Source organism: Sphingomonas immobilis (genome assembly GCF_030580995.1).
GTDB lineage: Bacteria > Pseudomonadota > Alphaproteobacteria > Sphingomonadales > Sphingomonadaceae > Sphingomonas > Sphingomonas immobilis.
This window is the reverse complement of sequence record NZ_JAUQSZ010000005.1, coordinates 67,298-86,659: the sequence shown is the minus strand read 5'-3', so window position 1 is coordinate 86,659 and position 19,362 is coordinate 67,298. Positions and strand designations below refer to the sequence as shown.

At 66.2% G+C, this 19,362-nt stretch carries 20 protein-coding genes and 2 riboswitches; of the genes, 17 read left to right on the top strand and 3 right to left on the bottom strand.

Annotation, left to right across the window (positions count from 1 at the left end; all coding sequences use genetic code 11):
* Positions 1 to 109 precede the first annotated feature (109 nt).
* The 7 genes from Q5H94_RS08800 to Q5H94_RS08770 all read left to right on the top strand — a co-directional run bounded on the left by Q5H94_RS08800 (position 110) and on the right by Q5H94_RS08770 (position 6,965).
* On the top strand, positions 110 to 757 hold the full coding sequence (locus Q5H94_RS08800; RefSeq protein WP_304560888.1) for a hypothetical protein: 648 nt from the start codon (positions 110 to 112) through the stop codon (positions 755 to 757).
* Between the two features lie 19 nt (positions 758 to 776).
* Positions 777 to 1,421 (top strand): MOSC domain-containing protein, encoded by a 645-nt coding sequence (locus Q5H94_RS08795; RefSeq protein ID WP_431312151.1) that lies wholly within the window; start codon positions 777 to 779, stop codon positions 1,419 to 1,421.
* Positions 1,422 to 1,501: 80 nt separating this feature from the next.
* A riboswitch (glycine riboswitch) is annotated at positions 1,502 to 1,590 on the top strand.
* Positions 1,591 to 1,705: riboswitch (glycine riboswitch) on the top strand.
* Between the two features lie 56 nt (positions 1,706 to 1,761).
* Entirely contained in the window at positions 1,762 to 2,934 is a 1,173-nt protein-coding gene (gene gcvT / locus Q5H94_RS08790; RefSeq protein WP_304560886.1) for a glycine cleavage system aminomethyltransferase GcvT, read from the top strand.
* 1 nt (position 2,935) lies between these two features.
* Entirely contained in the window at positions 2,936 to 3,307 is a 372-nt protein-coding gene (gene gcvH, locus Q5H94_RS08785; RefSeq protein ID WP_304560885.1) for a glycine cleavage system protein GcvH, read from the top strand.
* A gap of 136 nt (positions 3,308 to 3,443) precedes the next feature.
* Positions 3,444 to 4,802, top strand: a complete 1,359-nt coding sequence (gene gcvPA, locus Q5H94_RS08780; protein WP_304560884.1) for an aminomethyl-transferring glycine dehydrogenase subunit GcvPA — start codon at positions 3,444 to 3,446, stop codon at positions 4,800 to 4,802.
* On the top strand, positions 4,799 to 6,373 hold the full coding sequence (gene gcvPB, locus Q5H94_RS08775; RefSeq protein WP_304560883.1) for an aminomethyl-transferring glycine dehydrogenase subunit GcvPB: 1,575 nt from the start codon (positions 4,799 to 4,801) through the stop codon (positions 6,371 to 6,373). The genes gcvPA and gcvPB overlap by 4 nt, the downstream gene beginning before the upstream one ends.
* Before the next feature lie 58 nt (positions 6,374 to 6,431).
* The gene (locus Q5H94_RS08770) at positions 6,432 to 6,965 is read left to right on the top strand and encodes a CcdC protein domain-containing protein (RefSeq protein WP_304560882.1); all 534 of its coding nucleotides are present in this window, start codon (positions 6,432 to 6,434) and stop codon (positions 6,963 to 6,965) included.
* Here Q5H94_RS08770 and Q5H94_RS08765 read toward each other — a convergent pair.
* Entirely contained in the window at positions 6,962 to 7,879 is a 918-nt protein-coding gene (locus tag Q5H94_RS08765) for a DMT family transporter (RefSeq protein WP_304560881.1), read from the bottom strand. The genes Q5H94_RS08770 and Q5H94_RS08765 overlap by 4 nt on opposite strands.
* 507 nt (positions 7,880 to 8,386) lie before the next feature.
* On the opposite strand from Q5H94_RS08765, the gene Q5H94_RS08760 reads away from it, so the two are divergent.
* Positions 8,387 to 9,919, top strand: a complete 1,533-nt coding sequence (locus Q5H94_RS08760; protein ID WP_304560880.1) for an aminoacyl--tRNA ligase-related protein — start codon at positions 8,387 to 8,389, stop codon at positions 9,917 to 9,919.
* Here Q5H94_RS08760 and Q5H94_RS08755 read toward each other — a convergent pair.
* Together Q5H94_RS08755 and trhO are read right to left on the bottom strand one after the other, a co-directional pair.
* On the bottom strand, positions 9,913 to 10,539 hold the full coding sequence (locus tag Q5H94_RS08755) for a glutathione S-transferase (protein WP_304560879.1): 627 nt from the start codon (positions 10,537 to 10,539) through the stop codon (positions 9,913 to 9,915). The two genes, Q5H94_RS08760 and Q5H94_RS08755, sit on opposite strands and share 7 nt — an antisense overlap.
* Complete coding sequence (trhO, locus tag Q5H94_RS08750; RefSeq protein ID WP_304561066.1) at positions 10,529 to 11,461, bottom strand: oxygen-dependent tRNA uridine(34) hydroxylase TrhO; 933 nt, start codon at positions 11,459 to 11,461, stop codon at positions 10,529 to 10,531. Before trhO ends, Q5H94_RS08755 begins: the two co-directional genes overlap by 11 nt.
* Before the next feature lie 212 nt (positions 11,462 to 11,673).
* Here trhO and rpsL point away from each other — a divergent pair, with 212 nt between their 5' ends.
* The 9 genes from rpsL (at position 11,674) to rplB (ending at position 19,361) form a co-directional block, all read left to right on the top strand.
* A complete protein-coding gene (rpsL, locus tag Q5H94_RS08745; protein WP_093226361.1) occupies positions 11,674 to 12,045 on the top strand; it encodes a 30S ribosomal protein S12 in 372 nt (123 codons plus the stop codon).
* 62 nt (positions 12,046 to 12,107) lie between these two features.
* The gene (gene rpsG, locus Q5H94_RS08740) at positions 12,108 to 12,578 is read left to right on the top strand and encodes a 30S ribosomal protein S7 (RefSeq protein ID WP_304560878.1); all 471 of its coding nucleotides are present in this window, start codon (positions 12,108 to 12,110) and stop codon (positions 12,576 to 12,578) included.
* 176 nt (positions 12,579 to 12,754) lie between these two features.
* A complete protein-coding gene (gene fusA, locus Q5H94_RS08735; RefSeq protein WP_304560877.1) occupies positions 12,755 to 14,851 on the top strand; it encodes an elongation factor G in 2,097 nt (698 codons plus the stop codon).
* Positions 14,852 to 14,938: 87 nt separating this feature from the next.
* Positions 14,939 to 16,132, top strand: coding sequence for an elongation factor Tu (gene tuf, locus Q5H94_RS08730; RefSeq protein WP_304560876.1), 1,194 nt, complete (start codon positions 14,939 to 14,941; stop codon positions 16,130 to 16,132).
* Positions 16,133 to 16,287: 155 nt separating this feature from the next.
* A complete protein-coding gene (rpsJ, locus tag Q5H94_RS08725) occupies positions 16,288 to 16,596 on the top strand; it encodes a 30S ribosomal protein S10 (RefSeq protein WP_069206811.1) in 309 nt (102 codons plus the stop codon).
* A 211-nt stretch (positions 16,597 to 16,807) separates the two neighbouring features.
* Entirely contained in the window at positions 16,808 to 17,563 is a 756-nt protein-coding gene (rplC, locus tag Q5H94_RS08720) for a 50S ribosomal protein L3 (RefSeq protein WP_304560875.1), read from the top strand.
* A 2-nt stretch (positions 17,564 to 17,565) separates the two neighbouring features.
* Complete coding sequence (gene rplD / locus Q5H94_RS08715) at positions 17,566 to 18,195, top strand: 50S ribosomal protein L4 (protein ID WP_304560874.1); 630 nt, start codon at positions 17,566 to 17,568, stop codon at positions 18,193 to 18,195.
* Positions 18,188 to 18,505 carry a 50S ribosomal protein L23 gene (locus Q5H94_RS08710; protein ID WP_304560873.1) on the top strand — a complete coding sequence of 106 codons (318 nt, stop codon included), beginning with the start codon at positions 18,188 to 18,190 and terminating at the stop codon, positions 18,503 to 18,505. Before rplD ends, Q5H94_RS08710 begins: the two co-directional genes overlap by 8 nt.
* A gap of 1 nt (position 18,506) precedes the next feature.
* Positions 18,507 to 19,361 (top strand): 50S ribosomal protein L2, encoded by an 855-nt coding sequence (gene rplB / locus Q5H94_RS08705; RefSeq protein ID WP_304560872.1) that lies wholly within the window; start codon positions 18,507 to 18,509, stop codon positions 19,359 to 19,361.
* Position 19,362 lies beyond the last annotated feature (1 nt).

Below are 19,362 nucleotides of genomic sequence, written 5' to 3'. Positions count from 1 at the left end.
CGTGGCTTTACGCGATTGCTTGCGTGCGCGAAAGCCGGTTCCTATGGTGCGCGCCCAACGGGGCCGGGCGATACAAAGCTGCGGCCCTTCCTTGCGTGATAGGTCCGTAATGTTCGTGAAGCCTTCGAAAATCGCCGTTCCCGCCATGATGTTGCTGCTCGCGGGCGGCTGCTCCACCGTCGGCGAATTCGACGAGAGCGGGGGCATCACCGCGATCCGTTCCGCATGCCCCGCCGTCGCCGTCGCCGCCGCCACGGGCGATATCACCTTGTTCGATCCGCCCGCCAGCCGCGACGCGAAGGCGATCGACGTCGAGGCGTCGCTCACCAACGTGCGCTCGACCTGCGCCAATACGGGCGACGACATCAACACCGCCGTCACCTTCGACGTGCGCGCCCGCCGTGCCCGCGCGGAGGGCGCGCGTGACGTGACGCTGCCGTTCTTCATCGCGGCGCTGCAGGGTGGCAACGCCGTCGTTGCCAAGCGCATCGGCCAGGTCACCGTGCATTTCGACGCGGGCCAGGTCCGCGCCAGCGCCAGCGGCACCGCCAACACCACGATCTCGCGCGCGGCGGCGACCATCGCGCCCGATATCCGCAAGAAGATCATGGAGAAGCGCAAGGCCGGCGAGCTCGACGCCGCCAGCGATCCGCTGACCCGCCCCGAAATCCGCCAGGCTGTGCTGCGCGCGACCTTCGAGGCGATCCTCGGCTTCCAGCTCACCGACGAGCAGCTCAAGTACAACGCCACGCGATGAAGTCGGGCCGGTGACCGAGGTGGCCGTCCTTGCCCTGCTCGCGGGCAAGGTGCGGCCGTTCGCGCGTGGCGAGGGCAGCGCCATCGCCAAGACGGTGCTGGCGGGCCGGGTGCGCATCGGCACGCTCGGCATCGCCGGCGACGAGCAGGCCGATCCCATCCATCACGGCGGGCGCGACAAGGCGCTCCATCATTATCCGCGCGATCATTATGCGCGCTGGCGGCAGGCGCTGCCCGATCAGCCCTTGCTCGATGCCGCCGGAGCGTTCGGCGAGAACATCTCGACCACCGGCCTCACCGAGAGCGATGTCTGCATCGGCGATCGCTTCCGGCTGGGAACCGCACTGATCGAGGTCAGCCAGGCGCGGCAACCGTGCTGGAAGCAGGGCGAGCGGCTGCAATCGGCGAAGGTGCCCAGGACGATCGTACGCGAGGGGCTCAGTGGCTGGTACTACCGCGTACTCGAAGAAGGCGAGGGGGAGGCTGGCGACTCGCTCACGCTGATCGACCGTCCGCTGCCCGACTGGAGCGCGCGGCGCGTATTCGATCTGCTCGTCGGCGGCCGGCACGATCAGGATCCGGGTGCGCTCCCCGCGCTGGCGGCGATGGAGCCGCTGTTTCCCGGCTGGCGGCAATGGGCGCAAATGCTGATCGACCGCCGCTAATATTCGGATTCTTCAACGTACAATTGACTCCGATGCTGCGCCGCGTCACACCCGCAAGGGTCGATGGCGGGCAACCGGCATGGGCAGGCACGGGAGAGTGCGGGGCAACCCGCCGCCGAAGGAGCAACCGCCCCGGAATCTCTCAGGCAAAACGGACCGTGCCGGCCGATCGACACTCTGGAAAGCGGCCTCGCGGAGCATTTCGCGCGGCCCACCGAAGGGGTAAGCCGTCCGGCCTCGCCGGACGTGCGAAAGCTCTCAGGTTCCGTGACAGAGGGGGCGGCGGATCGTGGCGCGAGACGGCGTTGCGGCGCGCCGTGGACCTTTGACGGAGACCGGTATGAGCGATGCGGACCTAATCGACGAGACCGGCGAAGAGATCGCGACCGGCACGCTGCCGCTCGATGCGTGGCATCGTGCCCGCGGCGCGCGCATGGTCGAGTTCGCCGGCTATCACATGCCGATCCAGTATGAAGGCATCATGGCCGAGCATCTGTGGACGCGGCAGTCCGCCGGGCTGTTCGACGTCAGCCACATGGGCCAGCTGCTCTTCCGCACGGATGACGGCGGCGATCTGAACGGCGCGCTGGAGGCGCTGCTGCCGGGCGACATCGCCGGGCTGGGCGCGAACCGCCAGCGCTACTCGCTGCTGCTGACGGAAAACGGCGGCATCCTCGACGATCTGATGGTCACGCGGCTGCCGGCGGAGAACCCGTTCGACACCGACGGCCTCTACATGGTCGTCAACGGCGCGACCAAGATCGACGACATTTCGTACTTCCTCGAACATCTCGCCGATCATGTGATGATCAATCACCTGGAGGAGCAGGCTTTGCTGGCGCTGCAGGGGCCGAAGGCGGTCGACGCGCTGGCGCGGCTGGTGCCGGGGGTGACGGGCCTCGTCTTCATGACCTGCGGCGGGTTCGAGTGGGACGGCAAGCCGCTGTGGATCAGCCGCTCGGGCTATACCGGCGAGGATGGTTTCGAGATTTCGGTCGGCGCGGAGCATGTCGAGGCGCTGGCGGAGGCGCTGTGCGCGCAGGCCGAGGTCAAGCCGATCGGTCTCGGCGCGCGCGACTCGCTGCGGCTGGAGGCGGGGCTGCCGCTCTACGGCCACGATCTCGACGAGGAGACGACGCCGGTGATGGCCGATCTCGGCTTCGCGCTGTCGAAGCGCCGCCGCGAGGAAGCGAACTTCATGGGCGCCGCGCGCATCCTGCTGGAGCGCGAGCAGGGCCCGGCGGTGAAGCGCGTCGGCTTGCTGGTCGAGGGCAAGCAGCCGGTCCGCGAAGGCGCCGCCGTCCTCGACTCCGACGGCTCCGAAGTCGGCAAGGTCACCTCGGGCGGCTTCGCCCCCACCGTCGGCGCGCCGATCGCGATGGCCTACGTCCCCGCCGCGCTGGCAGCACCCGGCACCACGATCCAGCTTTCGCAGCGCGGCAAGGTCCATCAGGCGACCGTCACCGCGATGCCCTTCGTCCCCCACCGCTATGTCCGTGCAGGAGCCAAGTGAGATGAGCCGTTACTTCACCGAAGATCACGAATGGGTCGACGTCGACGGCGATATCGGCACCGTCGGCATCTCCGAATATGCGCAGAGCCAGCTCGGCGACATCGTGTTCGTCGAGGTGCCCGACGAGGGCAAGGACGTGACCAAGGGCGACGAGGCCGCCGTGGTCGAGAGCGTGAAGGCCGCGTCCGACGTCTATTCGCCGGTCTCGGGCACGGTGATCGAGGGCAATTCGGATCTCGCCGACAACCCCGCGCTGGTCAACGAGGATCCCGAGGGCGACGGCTGGTTCTTCAAGCTGACGCTCAGCGACGCGAGCGAGCTCGAAGGCCTGATGGACGAGACGGCTTACGCGGCGTTCGTCGCGAAATTGTGATGTAAATCTCCCCTCCCGCTTGCGGGAGGGGTCGGGGGAGGGCCTGTCCAGCTTTCCGCCGATCGTTTTCGGACAAGCCCTCCCCCAGCCCCTCCCGCAAGCGGGAGGGGAGTAGGGTGCGGGGGAGGAGACCTGAATGCGTTACCTGCCGCTTACCGATACCGACCGCTCGGCGATGCTCGCCACCATCGGCGCGTCCTCGATCGATGACCTGTTCGTCGATGTGCCCGAGATCGCCCGGCTCGACGGGCCGATCCACGGCCTGCCGCTACACGCGAGCGAGATGGCGGTCGAGCGGCACATGGCCGCGCTCGCGTCGCGCAACATCGCGGCGGGATCGGTGCCGTTCTTCATCGGCTGCGGCGCGTACAAGCATCATGTGCCCGCATCGGTCGATCACATCATCCAGCGCGGCGAGTTCCTCACCGCCTACACGCCGTACCAGCCCGAGATCGCGCAGGGCACGCTGCAGGTGATGTTCGAATTCCAGACGCAGGTCGCGCGCCTGCTCGGCACCGATGTCGCCAACGCCTCGATGTACGACGGCTCGACCGCCTGCTGGGAGGCGATCGGCATGGCGCGGCGCATCACCCGGCGCGGCAAGGCGATCCTGTCGGGTGGCCTGCACCCGCATTACGTCTCGGTCGCCAGGACGATGGCGAAATACACCGGCGACGTGCTCGACACCGGGCTGCCGGCGCTCGACGCCGACACCGATATCGCCGCGCTGATCGCCAAGATCGACGGCGATACGTCGTGCGTCGTCGTGCAATACCCCGACATCCTCGGCCGCATCGCCGATCTCACCGCGCTCGCCGATGCCTGCCACGCCAACAAGGCGCTGCTGGTCGCGGTCGTCACCGAGCCGGTCGCGCTCGGCGCGATCAAGTCGCCCGGCGAGATGGATGCCGACATCGTCGTCGGCGAGGGCCAGTCGATCGGCGTCGGCCTGCAGTTCGGCGGGCCCTATGTCGGCCTGTTCGGCTGCAAGGAGAAATACGTCCGCCAGATGCCCGGCCGCCTCTGCGGCGAGACGCTCGATGCCGAGGGCAAGCGCGGCTTCGTGCTGACGCTCTCGACGCGCGAGCAGCATATCCGCCGCGAGAAGGCGACCTCCAACATCTGCACCAGCTCGGTGCTGTGCGCGCTGGCCTTCTCGGTCCACATGACGCTGCTGGGCGAGGCGGGCCTGCGCAAGCTCGCCGATCTCAATCACATCGGCGCGGCGGCGGCGGCGGACCGGCTCGCGGAAGTTGATGGGGTCGAAGTCGTCAACGACAGCTTCTTCAACGAATTCACGCTGAAGCTCTCCAAGGAATCGCGCGGTGTCGTGCGTGCGCTGGCCGACAAGCAGATTCTCGCGGGCGTGTCGCTCGGGCGGCTCTATCCCGGCGCGGCGGACCTCGCCAACGGCCTGGTCGTCGCCGTCACGGAGACCACCACCGAAGAAGATGTCGAAGCGCTCGCCGAAGCGCTCGAGGAGGCGCTGGCATGACGACGCTCAACCCCGCCGGCTGGCGCCCCGAAATGACGCCCGAGCGCCGCGCCAAGGCCGCCACGCACAGCGGCAACAAGGCGCTGATGCTCGAAGAACCGCTGATCTTCGAGATCGGCTCGACCGAGACCACCGGCGTCGACCTCGCCGAGCCGCCCGCGGGCAAGCCGCGCCTCGGCAACCTGGAACGCACCGCGACGATCGGCCTGCCCGGCCTCGCCGAGCCCGAGACGGTGCGCCACTATACCCGCCTCAGCCGGCAGAATTACGCGATCGACCTCGGCGTCTTCCCGCTCGGCAGCTGCACGATGAAGCACAATCCGCGCCTCAACGAGAAGATGGCGCGGCTCCCCGGTTTCGCCGACGTCCACCCGCTCCAGCCGGTCGATACCGTGCAGGGCGCGCTGGCGGTGATCCAGGAGCTCGCCGTCTGGCTGATCGAGCTGACCGGCATGTACGGCGTGGCGATGAGCCCCAAGGCGGGCGCGCACGGCGAGCTGTGCGGCATCCTCTGCATCAAGGCCGCGCTCGAGGCGCGGGGCGAGGGGCACCGCAAGGTCATCCTCGTGCCCGAAAGCGCGCACGGCACCAACCCGGCGACGGCGGCCTTCGCGGGCTACAGCGTCGAGGATATCCCCGCCACCGCCGACGGCCGCGTCGATCTCGCGGCGCTCAAGGCGCGGCTGGGGCCGGACGTGGCGGCGGTGATGATCACCAACCCCAACACCTGCGGCCTGTTCGAGCGCGACATGCGCGCGATCTCGGACGCGGTGCATGCGGTCGGCGGCTACGTCTATTGCGACGGCGCGAACTTCAACGCCATCGTCGGGCGCGTGCGGCCGGGCGATCTCGGCATCGATGCGATGCACATCAACTTGCACAAGACCTTCTCGACCCCGCACGGCGGCGGCGGCCCGGGCTCGGGCCCGGTCGTGCTGTCGGAGGCGCTGTCGCCCTACGGCCCGCTGCCGTTCGTGGCGAAGCAGGCGGACGGGCACTTCCAGCTCGTCGAGGAAGAGACCGTCGGCGAGGATCATCCGCACAGCTTCGGCCGGATGGTCGCCTTCCACGGCCAGATGGGCATGTTCACGCGCGCGCTGACGTACATCCTCAGCCACGGCGCGGACGGCCTGCGGCAGGTCGCCGAGGATGCGGTGCTCAACGCCAACTACGTCCTGCGCAGCCTCGACAAGACCATGACCGCGCCGTTCGGCGAGGCGGGGCCGTGCATGCACGAGGCTTTGTTCTCCGACGCCAACCTCGCGGAAGGGTTCACCACGATCGACGTCGCGAAGGGGCTGATCGACGAGGGCTATCATCCGATGACGGTCTATTTCCCGCTCGTCGTCCACGGCGCGATGCTGGTCGAGCCGACCGAGACCGAGAGCAAGGCCGGGCTCGACGCCTTCATCGACGCGCTGCGCAGCGTAGTGGAACGCGCCAAGGCGGGCGACCACAGCCTCAAGAGCGCGCCGCACTACGCCCCGCGCAGCCGCCTCGACGAGACGCTGGCGGCGCGCAAGCCCGTGCTCGTGTGGAAGGAGCCGGAAGCCGCGCAGGCGGCCGAATAGGGCTGGAGCGCGGGCGCGTCGCTTTGCTATGACGGCGGCGAACGGGCAGGGGTAGACAATGCAGGTGCATGCCGCACATCCGAACCAGTGGATCAGCTACGCGATCACGGCGGTGATCGTCGTCGTCGTGCTGGCCTTGCGCATGCGCGGCATGAGCCGGATGCGGCGTCTGCGGCTGGAAACGCTCTGGGTGGTCCCGGCGATCTACGCCGCCTTCGCCGCGGTGATGTTCTACGAATTCCCGCCGAGCCCGCTCGGCTGGCTGGTCTGTGCGGTAGCGCTGTTCGCGGGCGCCGCCATCGGGTGGCAGCGCGGCAAGCTGATGCACATCCATGTCGATCCCGAGACGCACCGGCTCGACCAGCGCGCCTCGCCTGCAGCGATGCTGTTCATCGTCGTGCTGATCGCGGTGCGCTTCGGCGCGCGCGAGATGCTGGCGAGCGGGGCAGGGGCGAGCTTCCACCTCAGCACGATGCTGGTGACGGACGTGCTGATCGCACTCGCGCTCGGCCTGTTCGCGGCGACGCGCCTCGAAATGTACCTGCGCGCGAAACGCCTGCTCGAAGAGGCCCGCGCGACGCGTCCCGCCTAGTCGGCGATCGCCTCCATCACCTGCGGATTCCGCGCGACCTTGCGCTCGCGCCAGACGATGTAGAGGCCGGACGCGACGATCACCGGCGTGCCGATCCACGTCCACGGCGTCGGCAGCGCGCCGAACAGGACGAGGCCGTAGAGCATCGCCCACAGCATCGCCGAATAATCCATCGGCATCACCGTCGAGACCGGCGCATGCCTCAGCGCCGCGCTGAACGCGATCTGCCCGAGCCCGCCGACCAGGCCCATCGCCGCCAGCAACGCGAAGGTCGCCGCGTCGTGCGCCTGCGCAAAGAACGGGTAGAGCGCGCCCAGCGGCAGCATCGACAGCGACGAGAACCAGAACACCGTCGTCACCGGCAGATCGACCTTGCCGATCTGCCGCAACTGGATCGCCACCAGTGCGATAGAGATCGAGGACATCAGCCCGCAGATCGCGCCCCACAGCGGGAAGTGCCCGCTCCCCGGCTGGGTGATGATCAGCACGCCGCCGAACCCCGTCATCACCGCCGTCCAGCGCCGCCAGCCGGTCGGCTCGCGCAGCATCAGCGCGCCGAGAATCGTCGCGAAGATCGGCACCGTGAAGGCGAGGGTGGTCGCCTCCGCCAGCGGCAGCAGCAACGTCGCACCGAAATTGAACGCCATGCTGATCAGGCCGATGATCGCACGGATCACCTGCCCGCGCGGCGCGCCCGATCGGACCGCGGCGAGGCCCGGCCCGGCCACGATCATATAGGCGATCGTCACGGGGATCGAGAAAGCCTGTCGGAAGAACATGATCTCGACGAGGTTGGCATGCCAGCCCTCCGCCACCTTGATCATCGCATACAGGCTGGAGAGCAGGAACACCGCGAGCAGCCGCAGCCCGATGCCGAGCATCGCGCGGTCCTCGCTCTGTCCGGTCGCCCCCATACGCGAGCCTTGCGGGATGTTGCGCCGCGGGACAAGCGGGTGCCCGTTCTCTTAGCCCTCTCCCGCCTTCGCGGGAGAGGGTTGGGTGAGGGTCTTCTTCTTCGACGTTTGCGAGAAGAAGACCCTCACCGACTACGTCTAGGCCCGCATGAAGAATGCGGACCAAGTCTCCGTTGCCTCTCCCGCGAAAGCGGGAGAGGATTGGCAAAGTCGCCTCCCCACCCATACCCGACATTCCCGCTGTCCTACACGCCGCCGGCCTGTCACACTCTCGGTCGCTCTTTCTTATCGTCGGTCGCTCGGGAAGCATTTCCCGCAACACGCTTTCGCGCAAAACATGCGGACCAGTGTGACCTTAGTGTGACTTTCCGCGCCGGATCGGTGCAAAATCGGAAACGATCGCCTCGGATATTTTCGATTCAGGTGTCAATCTGTCAAGCGAGGTATCACTTTCGCGTCATGCGCGACGGGGGTGACGCCGCTTTCGCATCCCGCTATCCGGCGCTCATGATAAAGCGCGCCCTCTCCGTCACCCGCGAAGCCAATTTCGCCGAATGGTATCAGACCGTCATCGCCGAGGCCGACATGGCCGAGGAATCGGGCGTGCGCGGCTGCATGGTCATCCGGCCGTGGGGCTACGGCATCTGGGAACGGATGCAGCGCCTGCTCGACGACAAGATCAAGGCGACCGGCCACGAGAATTGCTATTTCCCGCTGTTCATCCCGCTCTCCTATTTCGAGAAGGAGGCCGAGCATGTCGACGGGTTCGCCAAGGAAATGGCGGTCGTCACGCATCACCGCCTGATCTCGGACGGGAAGGGCGGCCTCGTGCCCGATCCGTCGGCGAAGCTGGAGGAGCCGCTGGTCGTTCGCCCGACGTCGGAGACGGTGATCGGCACCGCCTTCGCGCGCTGGGTCCAGTCGTGGCGCGATCTGCCCGTCCTCATCAACCAATGGGCCAACGTCGTCCGCTGGGAGATGCGCACCCGCATGTTCCTGCGCACCGCCGAATTCCTCTGGCAGGAGGGCCATACCGCCCACGCCACCGAGGCCGAGGCGCGCGAGGAAACTCTGCGCATGCTCGAAGTCTATCGCGAGTTCGCCGAGGAGTGCGTCGCGCTCCCCGTCGTGGCGGGCGAGAAGCCGGAGAACGAGCGCTTCCCCGGCGCGGTCGCGACCTACAGCATCGAGGCGATGATGCAGGACGGCAAGGCGCTGCAGGCCGGCACCTCGCACTTCCTCGGCACCAATTTCGCCCGCGCACAGGACATCAAGTTCCAGAATTCGGAAGGCGTGTTCGAACACGCCAATACGACGAGCTGGGGCGTGTCGACCCGGATGATCGGCGGGCTCATCATGGTCCACGGTGACGACGATGGCCTGCGCGTGCCCCCGCGCCTCGCGCCGTGGCAGATCGTGATCGTGCCGATGCTGCGCGACGCGCCCGAGGACGCCGCGGTCGTCGACTATTGCAAGGCGCTCCAGAAGGATCTCGCCGGCCTGTCGGCCTTCGGCGAGCCGGTGCGGGCGCTGCTCGACCTGAAAGCGGCCAAGGCCGCGACCAAGCGGTGGGGCTGGGTGAAGAAGGGTGCGCCGATCGTCATCGAGGTCGGCGGCCGCGACGTGGCGGGCGGCAACGTCTCGGTGCTGCGCCGCGACCGGCTCTACCGCGAGGACGGCAAGCTCGACAGCGCAGTGGTGGCGAAGGGCAAATTCGTCGGCGGCGCGGTAGCGGCTCTGGAGGAAATCCAGAGCGGCCTGTTCGCCGAGGCCAAGGCCCGGCTCGACGCCAACATCGCCCCTGCCGCCGATTGGGCAGCGGTCGAGGCGCATTTCGCGGAGGGTGCAAAGACCCCCGGCTTCCTCGAAGTGCAATGGTCGAAGCCGACCGGCGCGGCGCTGGAGAAGGTGGTCGAGCGGCTGAAGGGCCTCAAGCTCACCCTGCGCAACGTCCCCAACGATGCGGCACCGGCGGACGGCGCCTGCATCTTCACCGGCGACGCGGCAGTCGAGCGGGTGCTGGTCGGCCGGAGCTACTGACCGAAAAGCGTCGGCACATCGCCCGCGCGCCACTGCGGCAGGCGGACCATCGCCGCTTCGAACAGCGGCGAGTCGGTGAGGGCGGCGAGCCAGCGCCGCACGCCGGGCAGGGGCAGGGCGTCGAACCACGCACGATCGGTCGCGGCGAATTGCCGGACGAAGGGGAAGATCGCGATATCGGCGAGCGTGCGCTGCTCGCCTGCTAGGTGGGAGCAGGCGGTGAGCCGCTCCTCCAGCGTCGCCAGCATTTCCGCGCCGGCCGCGCGATGCGCGATCGGGTCCGACCCATGCCGCTCGGGATATTTGTAACGGTCGAGATGGTGCTTGAACGCCCCGTCGTTCGCCGCGATCAGCGCCGTATCGTAGCCCGCCAGCCAGCCTTCGGGGTCGCTCGCGCCGAGCGCCCAGCGCATGATGTCGAGGCTCTCGTCGATCACGCCATCCGCCGTGACCAGCACCGGCACCGTTCCCTTGGCCGACGCCGCAAGCATCTCCGGCGGCTTGTCGCGAAGCACGACCTCGCGAATCTCGACCGTGACCCCGCTCGCCAGCAGCGCCATTCGCGCCCGCATCGCATACGGGCATCGCCGGAAGCTGTAGAGGATCGGCCTAGTCGTCACGAGCAGGATAGGCCGCCCCGACGTGTGTCTCCCCGCGTGCCTCGGCGAGCTTGACCTGCCGGTGCCGCTCGGCGAGCGCGGCGCGCTTCGCGTCATCTCGCGTGCCGTGGCAAGCGGGACAGCTCACGCCCTCCGCGAACAGCGGCGACGCACGGTCCTCGACGCTGACCGGCATACGGCAGGCGCGGCACAGTTCGTGGCTGCCCTGAGTGAGCCCGTGTCCGACCGCGACGCGCTCGTCGAACACGAAGCACTCGCCTTGCCACAGGCTCTCGGCGGCGGGCACCTCCTCCAGATAGCGGAGGATGCCGCCGTGGAGGTGATAGACCTCATCCATCCCCTGCGCCTTCACGAACGCCGTCGCCTTCTCGCAGCGGATGCCGCCGGTGCAGAACATCGCGACCTTCCTGCCGGCGAGCTCGCCCTGGTGGTGGCGGAACCAAGCGGGGAAGTCGCGAAAGCTCGCCGTATGCGGATCGACCGCCCCCGCGAAGGTGCCGACCTTCACCTCGTAGTCGTTGCGCGTGTCGATCACGATGGTGTCGGGATCGGCGATCAGCGCGTTCCAGTCGGCGGGGGCGATATAGGCGCCGACGTCGGCAAGCGGATCGATATCGGGCTCGCCCATCGTTACGATCTCGCGCTTCAGGCGGACCTTCAAGCGGTGGAACGGCGGTGTCGCGGCGGACGAGAATTTGATCTCGGCGTCCGCGCAGCCCGGCAAGGCGCGGATGCGAGCGACGACCGCGTCGATCGCCTTCGCCGATCCTGCGATCGTGCCGTTGATTCCTTCACGCGCGAGCAGCAGGGTGCCCTTCACGCCGAGTGTCGTACAAAGCGTATGCAGCTCGTCGCGAATCGCGGCGGGATCGTCGAAGCGCGCGAAGCGGTACAGCGCGGCGACGCGGATGGGGTGGGTCATGGCGATCAGGTAGGGCGGGCGGGGCCTGTTGACCACCCATGAGTCGCCCTGTATAGGCGCCGCTGCTTTGGCAGGGCTGTGCCCCGTCGAGGTGCTTGAACATTGCTGGATGCGTCCAGGGCCCGGGGGGCATGAGTCCCTCACGGTCCTTTTTGTATTCCCGAGCGTCATGGCTCCAGCAAAGTAACCAACTATCCAAGGTGAAGAGATTCATGCCGACGATCAACCAGCTGGTCCGCAAGGGCCGCGATCCGCAGAAGGCCAAGTCCAAGGTTCCTGCGATGGAAGCGAACCCGCAGAAGCGCGGCGTTTGCACCCGCGTCTACACGACGACCCCGAAGAAGCCGAACTCGGCGCTGCGCAAGGTGGCCAAGGTCCGCCTGACCAACAGCCGCGAAGTGATCAGCTACATCCCGGGCGAGGGCCACAACCTGCAGGAGCACTCGGTCGTGCTCATCCGCGGCGGCCGCGTTCGCGATCTTCCCGGCGTTCGCTACCACGTCCTGCGCGGCGTGCTCGATACGCAGGGTGTGAAGGATCGCAAGCAGTCGCGTTCGAAGTACGGCGCCAAGCGTCCGAAGTAATCCGCCAGAGTAAGCGCCGGACGTGTTCCGGGGATCGCTGAAGCACAGATAAGGAATTTGAAATGGCACGTCGTCGCAGGCCCGAAAAGCGGGTCATCCTGCCCGATCCCCAGTACGGGGACGAGGTTCTCTCCAAGTTCATGAACAGCATCATGCTGGACGGCAAGAAGTCGGTCGCCGAAGGCATCGTCTACAACGCGCTCGAAACCGTTGAGCAGCGTGCGAAGAAGGATCCGATCGGCGTGTTCCACGACGCGCTGGCGAACGTGAAGCCGGGCATCGAGGTCCGCAGCCGCCGCGTCGGCGGTGCGACCTATCAGGTGCCGGTCGAGGTTCGTCCCGAGCGTGCCCAGGCGCTGGCGATCCGCTGGCTGATCACGGCGGCGCGTGCGCGGTCGGAGAACACGATGTCGGCACGCCTCTCCGGTGAGCTGATGGACGCCGCCAGCAATCGCGGCAACGCGGTGAAGAAGCGCGAAGATACGCACCGCATGGCGGAAGCGAACCGCGCCTTCTCGCATTATCGCTGGTAACGACTATATGGGGTGAGGGCTTCGGCCCTCACCTCAAAACCGTTCGCCCTGAGCTTGTTGAAGGGCTGTACTTCGTTCGAAGAAAGGGCAGGCCTTCGACAGGCTCGGCCCGAACGGTTTTGAGAATGCAGCCTTTTTAGATTTATCCGCCGTCTCAGGCCCCAGGAGTGACCATCATGGCCCGCAGCCATCCGCTCGACCGCTATCGCAACATCGGCATCATGGCGCACATCGACGCCGGCAAGACGACGACGACCGAGCGCATCCTCTATTACACCGGCAAGTCCTACAAGATCGGCGAAGTCCATGAGGGCACCGCGACGATGGACTGGATGGAGCAGGAGCAGGAGCGCGGCATCACGATCACGTCGGCTGCAACCACCTGCAAGTGGCGCGCCGAAGAGGGCAAGGGTGAGGAGCACCTCATCAACATCATCGACACGCCGGGCCACGTCGATTTCACGATCGAGGTCGAGCGTTCGCTGCGCGTGCTCGACGGCGCGGTCGCGTGCTTCGACGGCGTTGCCGGCGTGGAGCCGCAGTCCGAGACGGTGTGGCGTCAGGCCGACAAGTACGGCGTGCCGCGCATGTGCTTCATCAACAAGCTCGACCGCACCGGCGCGAGCTTCGATTATTGCGTTAACTCGATCGTCGAGCGTCTCGGCGCGAAGCCGGCTGTCCTTTATCTGCCGATCGGCATCGAGAGCGACTTCAAGGGCCTGGTCGATCTGGTGAACAACCGTGCGATCATCTGGCTTGAGGAGAGCCTCGGCGCGAAGTTCGAATATCAGGACATTCCCGCCGAGCTGGCCGACAAGGCTGCCAAGGCGCGTGAGGCGCTGATCGAGCTCGTCGTCGATCAGGACGACGACGTGATGGAGGCGTATCTCGAAGGCCACGAGCCGGACGTTGCGACCCTCAAGCGGATGATCCGCAAGGGCACGCTCAATATGTCGTTCGTTCCCGTCGTTTGCGGTTCGGCGTTCAAGAACAAGGGCGTGCAGCCGCTGCTCGACGCCGTTGTCGATTATCTGCCGAGCCCGCTCGACGTCCCCGCCATTCAGGGCCTGAAGCTTGACGGCGTGACGCCGGACGAGCGTCCCTCGGACGACAGCGCGCCGTTCTCGGCGCTCGCCTTCAAGATCATGAACGATCCCTTCGTCGGTACGCTGACCTTCGCACGCATCTATTCGGGCAAGCTCGAAGCGGCGTCGCAGGTGACCAATTCGGTGAAGGACAAGAAGGAAAAGGTCGGTCGCATGCTGCTGATGCATGCCAACGACCGTGAGGACATCCAGGTGGCATATGCCGGCGATATCGTCGCGCTTGCGGGCCTCAAGGACACGACGACGGGTGACACGCTCTGCGCGATCACCTCGCCGATCATCCTCGAGCGCATGGAATTCCCCGAGCCCGTCATCGAGCTGTCGGTGGAGCCCAAGACCAAGGCAGACCAGGAAAAGATGGGCGTCGCCCTCAATCGTCTCGCCCGCGAGGATCCGTCGTTCCGCGTGTCGTCGGATGCCGAGAGCGGCCAGACCATCATCAAGGGCATGGGCGAGCTCCATCTCGAGATCATCGTCGATCGCATGAAGCGCGAGTTCAAGGTCGAGGCCAATGTCGGCGCGCCGCAGGTGGCGTATCGCGAATATCTCGCGAAGCCGGTCGACATCGACTACACGCACAAGAAACAGTCGGGCGGCACTGGCCAGTTCGGCCGCGTGAAGGTCAAGCTTACGCCGGGCGAGCGCGGTTCGGGCATCGTCTTCAAGGACGAGATCAAGGGCGGTAACATTCCGAAGGAATATATTCCGTCGATCGAGAAGGGTTTCCGCGAGACGGCAGCGACCGGTTCGCTGGTCGGCTTCCCGATCATCGATTTCGAGATCCTGCTGTACGACGGCGCCTACCATGACGTCGACTCGTCGGCACTGGCGTTCGAAATCACCGGTCGCGCCGCGATGCGCGAAGCGGCGCAGAAGTCGGGCATCAAGCTGCTCGAGCCGATCATGAAGGTCGAGGTCGTCACCCCTGAGGATTATCTCGGCGACGTCATCGGCGACATGAACAGCCGTCGTGGCCAGATCCAGGGCACCGATACGCGCGGCAACGCGCAGTCGGTGGACGCGATGGTGCCGCTTGCCAATATGTTCGGCTACGTCAACCAGCTGCGTTCGTTCACGCAGGGCCGCGCGCAGTACAGCATGCAGTTCTCGCACTACGACGAAGTGCCGGCGAACGTGGCCGAGGAAGTTAAGGCGAAGCTGGCTTAAGGGCTGGCGCAATCCATCATCAGCCGTTATGGGGCCGCTTTCGCGCGTGCCCCACGGCTCGGAAAACGATCAATAAGGTAGGGAATCATGGCAAAAGCAAAGTTCGAGCGGACCAAGCCGCATCTCAACATCGGCACGATCGGCCACGTCGATCACGGCAAGACGTCGCTGACGGCCGCGATCACCAAGGTGCTGGCCGAGACCGGCGGCGCCACGTTCGTCGACTATGCCAACATCGATAAGGCTCCCGAAGAGCGCGAGCGCGGCATCACGATCTCGACTGCCCACGTCGAGTACGAGACGACCGCACGCCACTATGCGCACGTCGATTGCCCGGGCCACGCCGATTACGTGAAGAACATGATCACCGGTGCCGCCCAGATGGACGGCGCGATCCTGGTCGTTTCGGCCACCGACGGCCCGATGCCGCAGACCCGCGAGCACATCCTGCTCGCGCGCCAGGTCGGCGTGCCGACGATGGTCGTGTTCATGAACAAGGTCGATCTGGTCGATGACGCCGAGATCCTCGAGCTCGTCGAGCTGGAAATCCGCGAGCTGCTGTCGTCGTACGACTTCGACGGCGACAACATCCCCGTCATCCCGGGCTCGGCCGTCAAGGCGCTCGACGGTTCGAACGACGAGATCGGCAAGAACGCCGTGCTCAAGCTCATGGAAGCGGTCGACACCTATCTGCCGCAGCCGGAGCGTCCGCTCGACAAGCCGTTCATGATGCCGATCGAGGACGTGTTCTCGATCTCGGGCCGCGGCACGGTCGTCACCGGCCGCGTCGAGACCGGCATCGTCAAGGTCGGCGAGGAAGTCGAGATCGTCGGTATCCAGCCGACCGTCCGCAAGACCACCGTCACGGGCGTCGAAATGTTCCGCAAGCTGCTCGACCAGGGCCAGGCCGGCGACAACATCGGTGCGCTGATCCGCGGCGTCGGCCGTGAAGAGGTCGAGCGTGGCCAGGTGCTCTGCAAGCCCGGCTCGATCAAGCCGCACACCGACTTCTCGTCGGAAGTGTACGTGCTGTCGAAGGACGAAGGTGGCCGTCACACGCCGTTCTTCGCCAACTATCGTCCGCAGTTCTACTTCCGCACGACCGACGTGACCGGCACCGTCGAGCTGCCCGAGGGCACGGAAATGGTCATGCCTGGCGACAACATCGCGCTTGGCGTCAAGCTGATCGCGCCGATCGCCATGGACGTGGGCCAGCGCTTCACGATCCGCGAAGGCGGCCGTACCGTTGGTTCGGGCATCGTCAGCGGCATCACGAAGTAATCTTCGCGAGCCACTGAAAAAAGTTTGCCGCCCGGCTCCTGAAAGGGAGTCGGGCGGTTGCTTTTTGTAAGAGGCGCCTGTAATGGCCCGCCTCCAGTTTAATCAGAACGGCAAGAGCCCGGAAACGGGCCCGCTCTTTCGCATCGGTAGGGACTATGGACAGCAACATCCGCATCCGCCTCAAGGCGTTCGATCATCGCGTGCTCGATCAGGCTGCCGGCGACATCGCCGACACCGCCCGTCGCACCGGCGCACTCATCCGTGGTCCCATTCCCTTGCCGACGCACATCGACAAGTTCACGGTCAACCGTGGCCCGCACATCGACAAGAAGTCGCGTGAGCAGTTCGAGACCCGCACGTACAAGCGCCTGCTGGACATCGTTCAGCCGACCCCGCAGACGGTCGACGCGCTGATGAAGCTCGACCTCGCAGCCGGTGTTGACGTCGAGATCAAGCTCGCTTAATAGCGCCGCTTCGCAAGAGATTCGGCCCCGATAGGGGCAGATACAAGGGATACCGCCCGGCATGCCGGGGTCTGCGTCCCCCGACACGCTTCCTGCCTCAAGGAAGCACCAGCCCGGGTCGGGGCCGACGCAGTATAATCCATTTTGGGCTGAGCACGCACCCTTCGGAATCGTCCGCGGGGTGCCTCTGTTATTTGGAAGGAACCAGATCATGCGCACTGGCGTGATCGCGAAGAAAATGGGGATGACCCGCTTGTTCCAGGACGATGGGCGCCATGTGCCCGTCACCGTCCTGCAGCTTGAAAGTCTCCAGGTCGTGGCCGTTCGCGAGGCCGATCGTGATGGGTACGTCGCCGTCCAGCTGGGCGCCGGCGTTGCCAAGGCGAAGAATGTCGCCAAGCCGCAGCGCGGCCACTTCGGCAAGGCCGAAGTCGAGCCCAAGGCGAAGCTCGCGGAATTCCGCGTCTCCGACGATGCGGTCCTGGAAGTCGGCGCGGAAATCGCCGCCGATCACTATGTCGCCGGCCAGATCGTCGATGTTCAGGGCTATACGCAGGGCAAGGGCTTCCAGGGCGGCATGAAGCGCTGGGGCTTCGGCGGTCTGCGTGCGACGCACGGCGTCTCGGTCTCGCACCGTTCGCTCGGTTCGACCGGCCAGCGTCAGGATCCGGGCAAGGTCTTCAAGAACAAGAAGATGGCCGGCCACATGGGTGACGCGCAGCGCACCCAGCAGAATCTCGAGATCGTGTCGACCGACGTCGAGCGCGGCCTGATCTTCATCAAGGGCTCCGTGCCCGGATCGAAGGGCGGCTGGCTGATCGTCAAGGACGCGGTGAAGGTCGCGCGCCACAAGGACGCGCCGTACCCGGCTGGCCTGAAGGCCGCTCAGAACAACAACGATGCGCCCGCAGAGACGCCCGCCGATGTCGCGGACGCTCCTGAGGCCACCGAAGGCCAGGAGGGCTGAACGTGAAGGTCAAGGTTCAATCCTTCGACGCCAAGGCGAAGGCGGCAGACGTCGAGCTCAACGACGAGATCTTCGGTCTCGATCCGCGCGCAGACATCCTGCACCGCGTCGTCACCTGGCAGCTTGAGAAGCGTCGCGCGACTGCAAGCGGCACGCGCGAGCGTGCCGACGTCGCCCGCACCGGCAAGAAGTTCGGTCGCCAGAAGGGCGGCGGTACGGCACGTCACGGCGATCGCCGCGCTCCGATCTTCATCGGCGGTGGTAAGGCGCACGGTCAGCGGACCCGCGATTTCAATCCGGGCCTGAACAAGAAGATCCGCGCGCTGGGCCTGAAGATGGCGCTCAGCAGCCACGCTCAGGCGGGCACGCTGGTCGTCATGGACAGCCTGGCGGTCGCCGAGAGCAAGACCAAGACGCTGATCGCGGACTGGGCGAAGCTCGGCACCGGCAAGACGGCGCTGGTCATCGACGGTGACATGGTCGAGACGACGTTCGCGCTCGCCGCGGGCAACCTTTCGACGATCAACGTCCTGCCGGCCGCCGGCGCGAACGTTTACGACATCCTGAAGCACGACACGCTGGTCCTGACCACCGCTGCCGTCGAAAAGCTGGAGGCGCGCTTCAATGGCTAAGAAGCAGAAGGGCGATATCGACATCCGTCATTATGACGTGATCGTCGCGCCGCACATCACCGAAAAGGCGACGCTTCTCTCTGAGAACAACGCCGTGGTCTTCAAGGTCGCGAACGACGCGACCAAGCCGGAGATCAAGGCTGCGGTCGAGGCGCTGTTCGGCGTGAACGTCACCGGCGTGAACACGATCGTGCAGAAGGGCAAGACGAAGAAGTGGAAGGGCGCGCCCTACACTCGTTCGGACATCAAGAAGGCGATCGTTACGCTCAAGGACGGCCAGTCCATCGACGTGACGACGGGGATCCAGTAAAATGGCACTCAAACATTATAATCCGACCAGCCCGGCCCGCCGTGGCCTGATTCTGGTCGACCGCAGCGGCCTGCACAAGGGCGGCCCCGTCAAGGCGCTTACCGAAGGCAAGCGCAAGACCGGTGGCCGCAACAACAAGGGCCATGTCACGTCGCGCGGCATCGCCGGCGGCCACAAGCAGCGCTATCGCATCATCGATTTCAAGCGCCGCAACTGGGGCGTCGAGGGTACGGTCGAGCGGATCGAATATGATCCCAACCGCACCGCGTTCATCGCGCTGATCGGCTATAACGGCGGTTCGGCTGCCGAGGGCGGCGAAGTCGCCTACATCATCGCGCCGCAGCGCCTCGCCGTCGGCGACAAGGTGATCGCGGACAAGAAGACCGACGTGAAGCCGGGCAACGCGATGGAACTCGGTCAGATGCCGGTCGGCACGATCGTCCACAACGTCGAGATGAAGCCCGGCAAGGGTGGTCAGCTCGCACGTTCGGCCGGCACCTACGTGCAGGTCGTCGGTCGCGACAAGGGCATGGTGATGGTCCGCCTCAACTCGGGCGAGCAGCGTTACATCCACGCCAATTGCATGGCGACGGTGGGTGCGGTGTCGAACCCCGACAACGGCAACACCAACCTCGCCAAGGCCGGCCGCAACCGCTGGCTGGGCATCCGCCCGCTGACGCGCGGCGTCGCGAAGAACCCGGTCGACCATCCGCACGGCGGTGGTGAAGGCCGGACCTCGGGCGGCCGTCATCCGGTCACGCCGTGGGGCAAGCCGACCAAGGGTGCGCGCACCCGCCATAACAAGTCGACGGACAAGATGATTATCCGTTCGCGTCACGCCAAGAAGAAGGGCTAAC

Coding starts and splice junctions, on each gene's coding strand:
- Q5H94_RS08800 (WP_304560888.1), top strand. CDS start 110: ATGTTCGTGAAGCCTTCGAAAATCGCCGTTCCCGCCATGATGTTGCTG.
- trhO (WP_304561066.1), bottom strand. CDS start 11,461: ATGACCCACCCCATCCGCGTCGCCGCGCTGTACCGCTTCGCGCGCTTC.
- rplB (WP_304560872.1), top strand. CDS start 18,507: ATGGCACTCAAACATTATAATCCGACCAGCCCGGCCCGCCGTGGCCTG.
- gcvPB (WP_304560883.1), top strand. CDS start 4,799: ATGACGACGCTCAACCCCGCCGGCTGGCGCCCCGAAATGACGCCCGAG.
- gcvT (WP_304560886.1), top strand. CDS start 1,762: ATGAGCGATGCGGACCTAATCGACGAGACCGGCGAAGAGATCGCGACC.
- gcvH (WP_304560885.1), top strand. CDS start 2,936: ATGAGCCGTTACTTCACCGAAGATCACGAATGGGTCGACGTCGACGGC.
- rpsJ (WP_069206811.1), top strand. CDS start 16,288: ATGGACAGCAACATCCGCATCCGCCTCAAGGCGTTCGATCATCGCGTG.
- tuf (WP_304560876.1), top strand. CDS start 14,939: ATGGCAAAAGCAAAGTTCGAGCGGACCAAGCCGCATCTCAACATCGGC.
- Q5H94_RS08760 (WP_304560880.1), top strand. CDS start 8,387: ATGATAAAGCGCGCCCTCTCCGTCACCCGCGAAGCCAATTTCGCCGAA.
- Q5H94_RS08765 (WP_304560881.1), bottom strand. CDS start 7,879: ATGGGGGCGACCGGACAGAGCGAGGACCGCGCGATGCTCGGCATCGGG.
- rpsL (WP_093226361.1), top strand. CDS start 11,674: ATGCCGACGATCAACCAGCTGGTCCGCAAGGGCCGCGATCCGCAGAAG.
- Q5H94_RS08710 (WP_304560873.1), top strand. CDS start 18,188: ATGGCTAAGAAGCAGAAGGGCGATATCGACATCCGTCATTATGACGTG.
- Q5H94_RS08770 (WP_304560882.1), top strand. CDS start 6,432: ATGCAGGTGCATGCCGCACATCCGAACCAGTGGATCAGCTACGCGATC.
- gcvPA (WP_304560884.1), top strand. CDS start 3,444: ATGCGTTACCTGCCGCTTACCGATACCGACCGCTCGGCGATGCTCGCC.
- fusA (WP_304560877.1), top strand. CDS start 12,755: ATGGCCCGCAGCCATCCGCTCGACCGCTATCGCAACATCGGCATCATG.
- rplC (WP_304560875.1), top strand. CDS start 16,808: ATGCGCACTGGCGTGATCGCGAAGAAAATGGGGATGACCCGCTTGTTC.
- rpsG (WP_304560878.1), top strand. CDS start 12,108: ATGGCACGTCGTCGCAGGCCCGAAAAGCGGGTCATCCTGCCCGATCCC.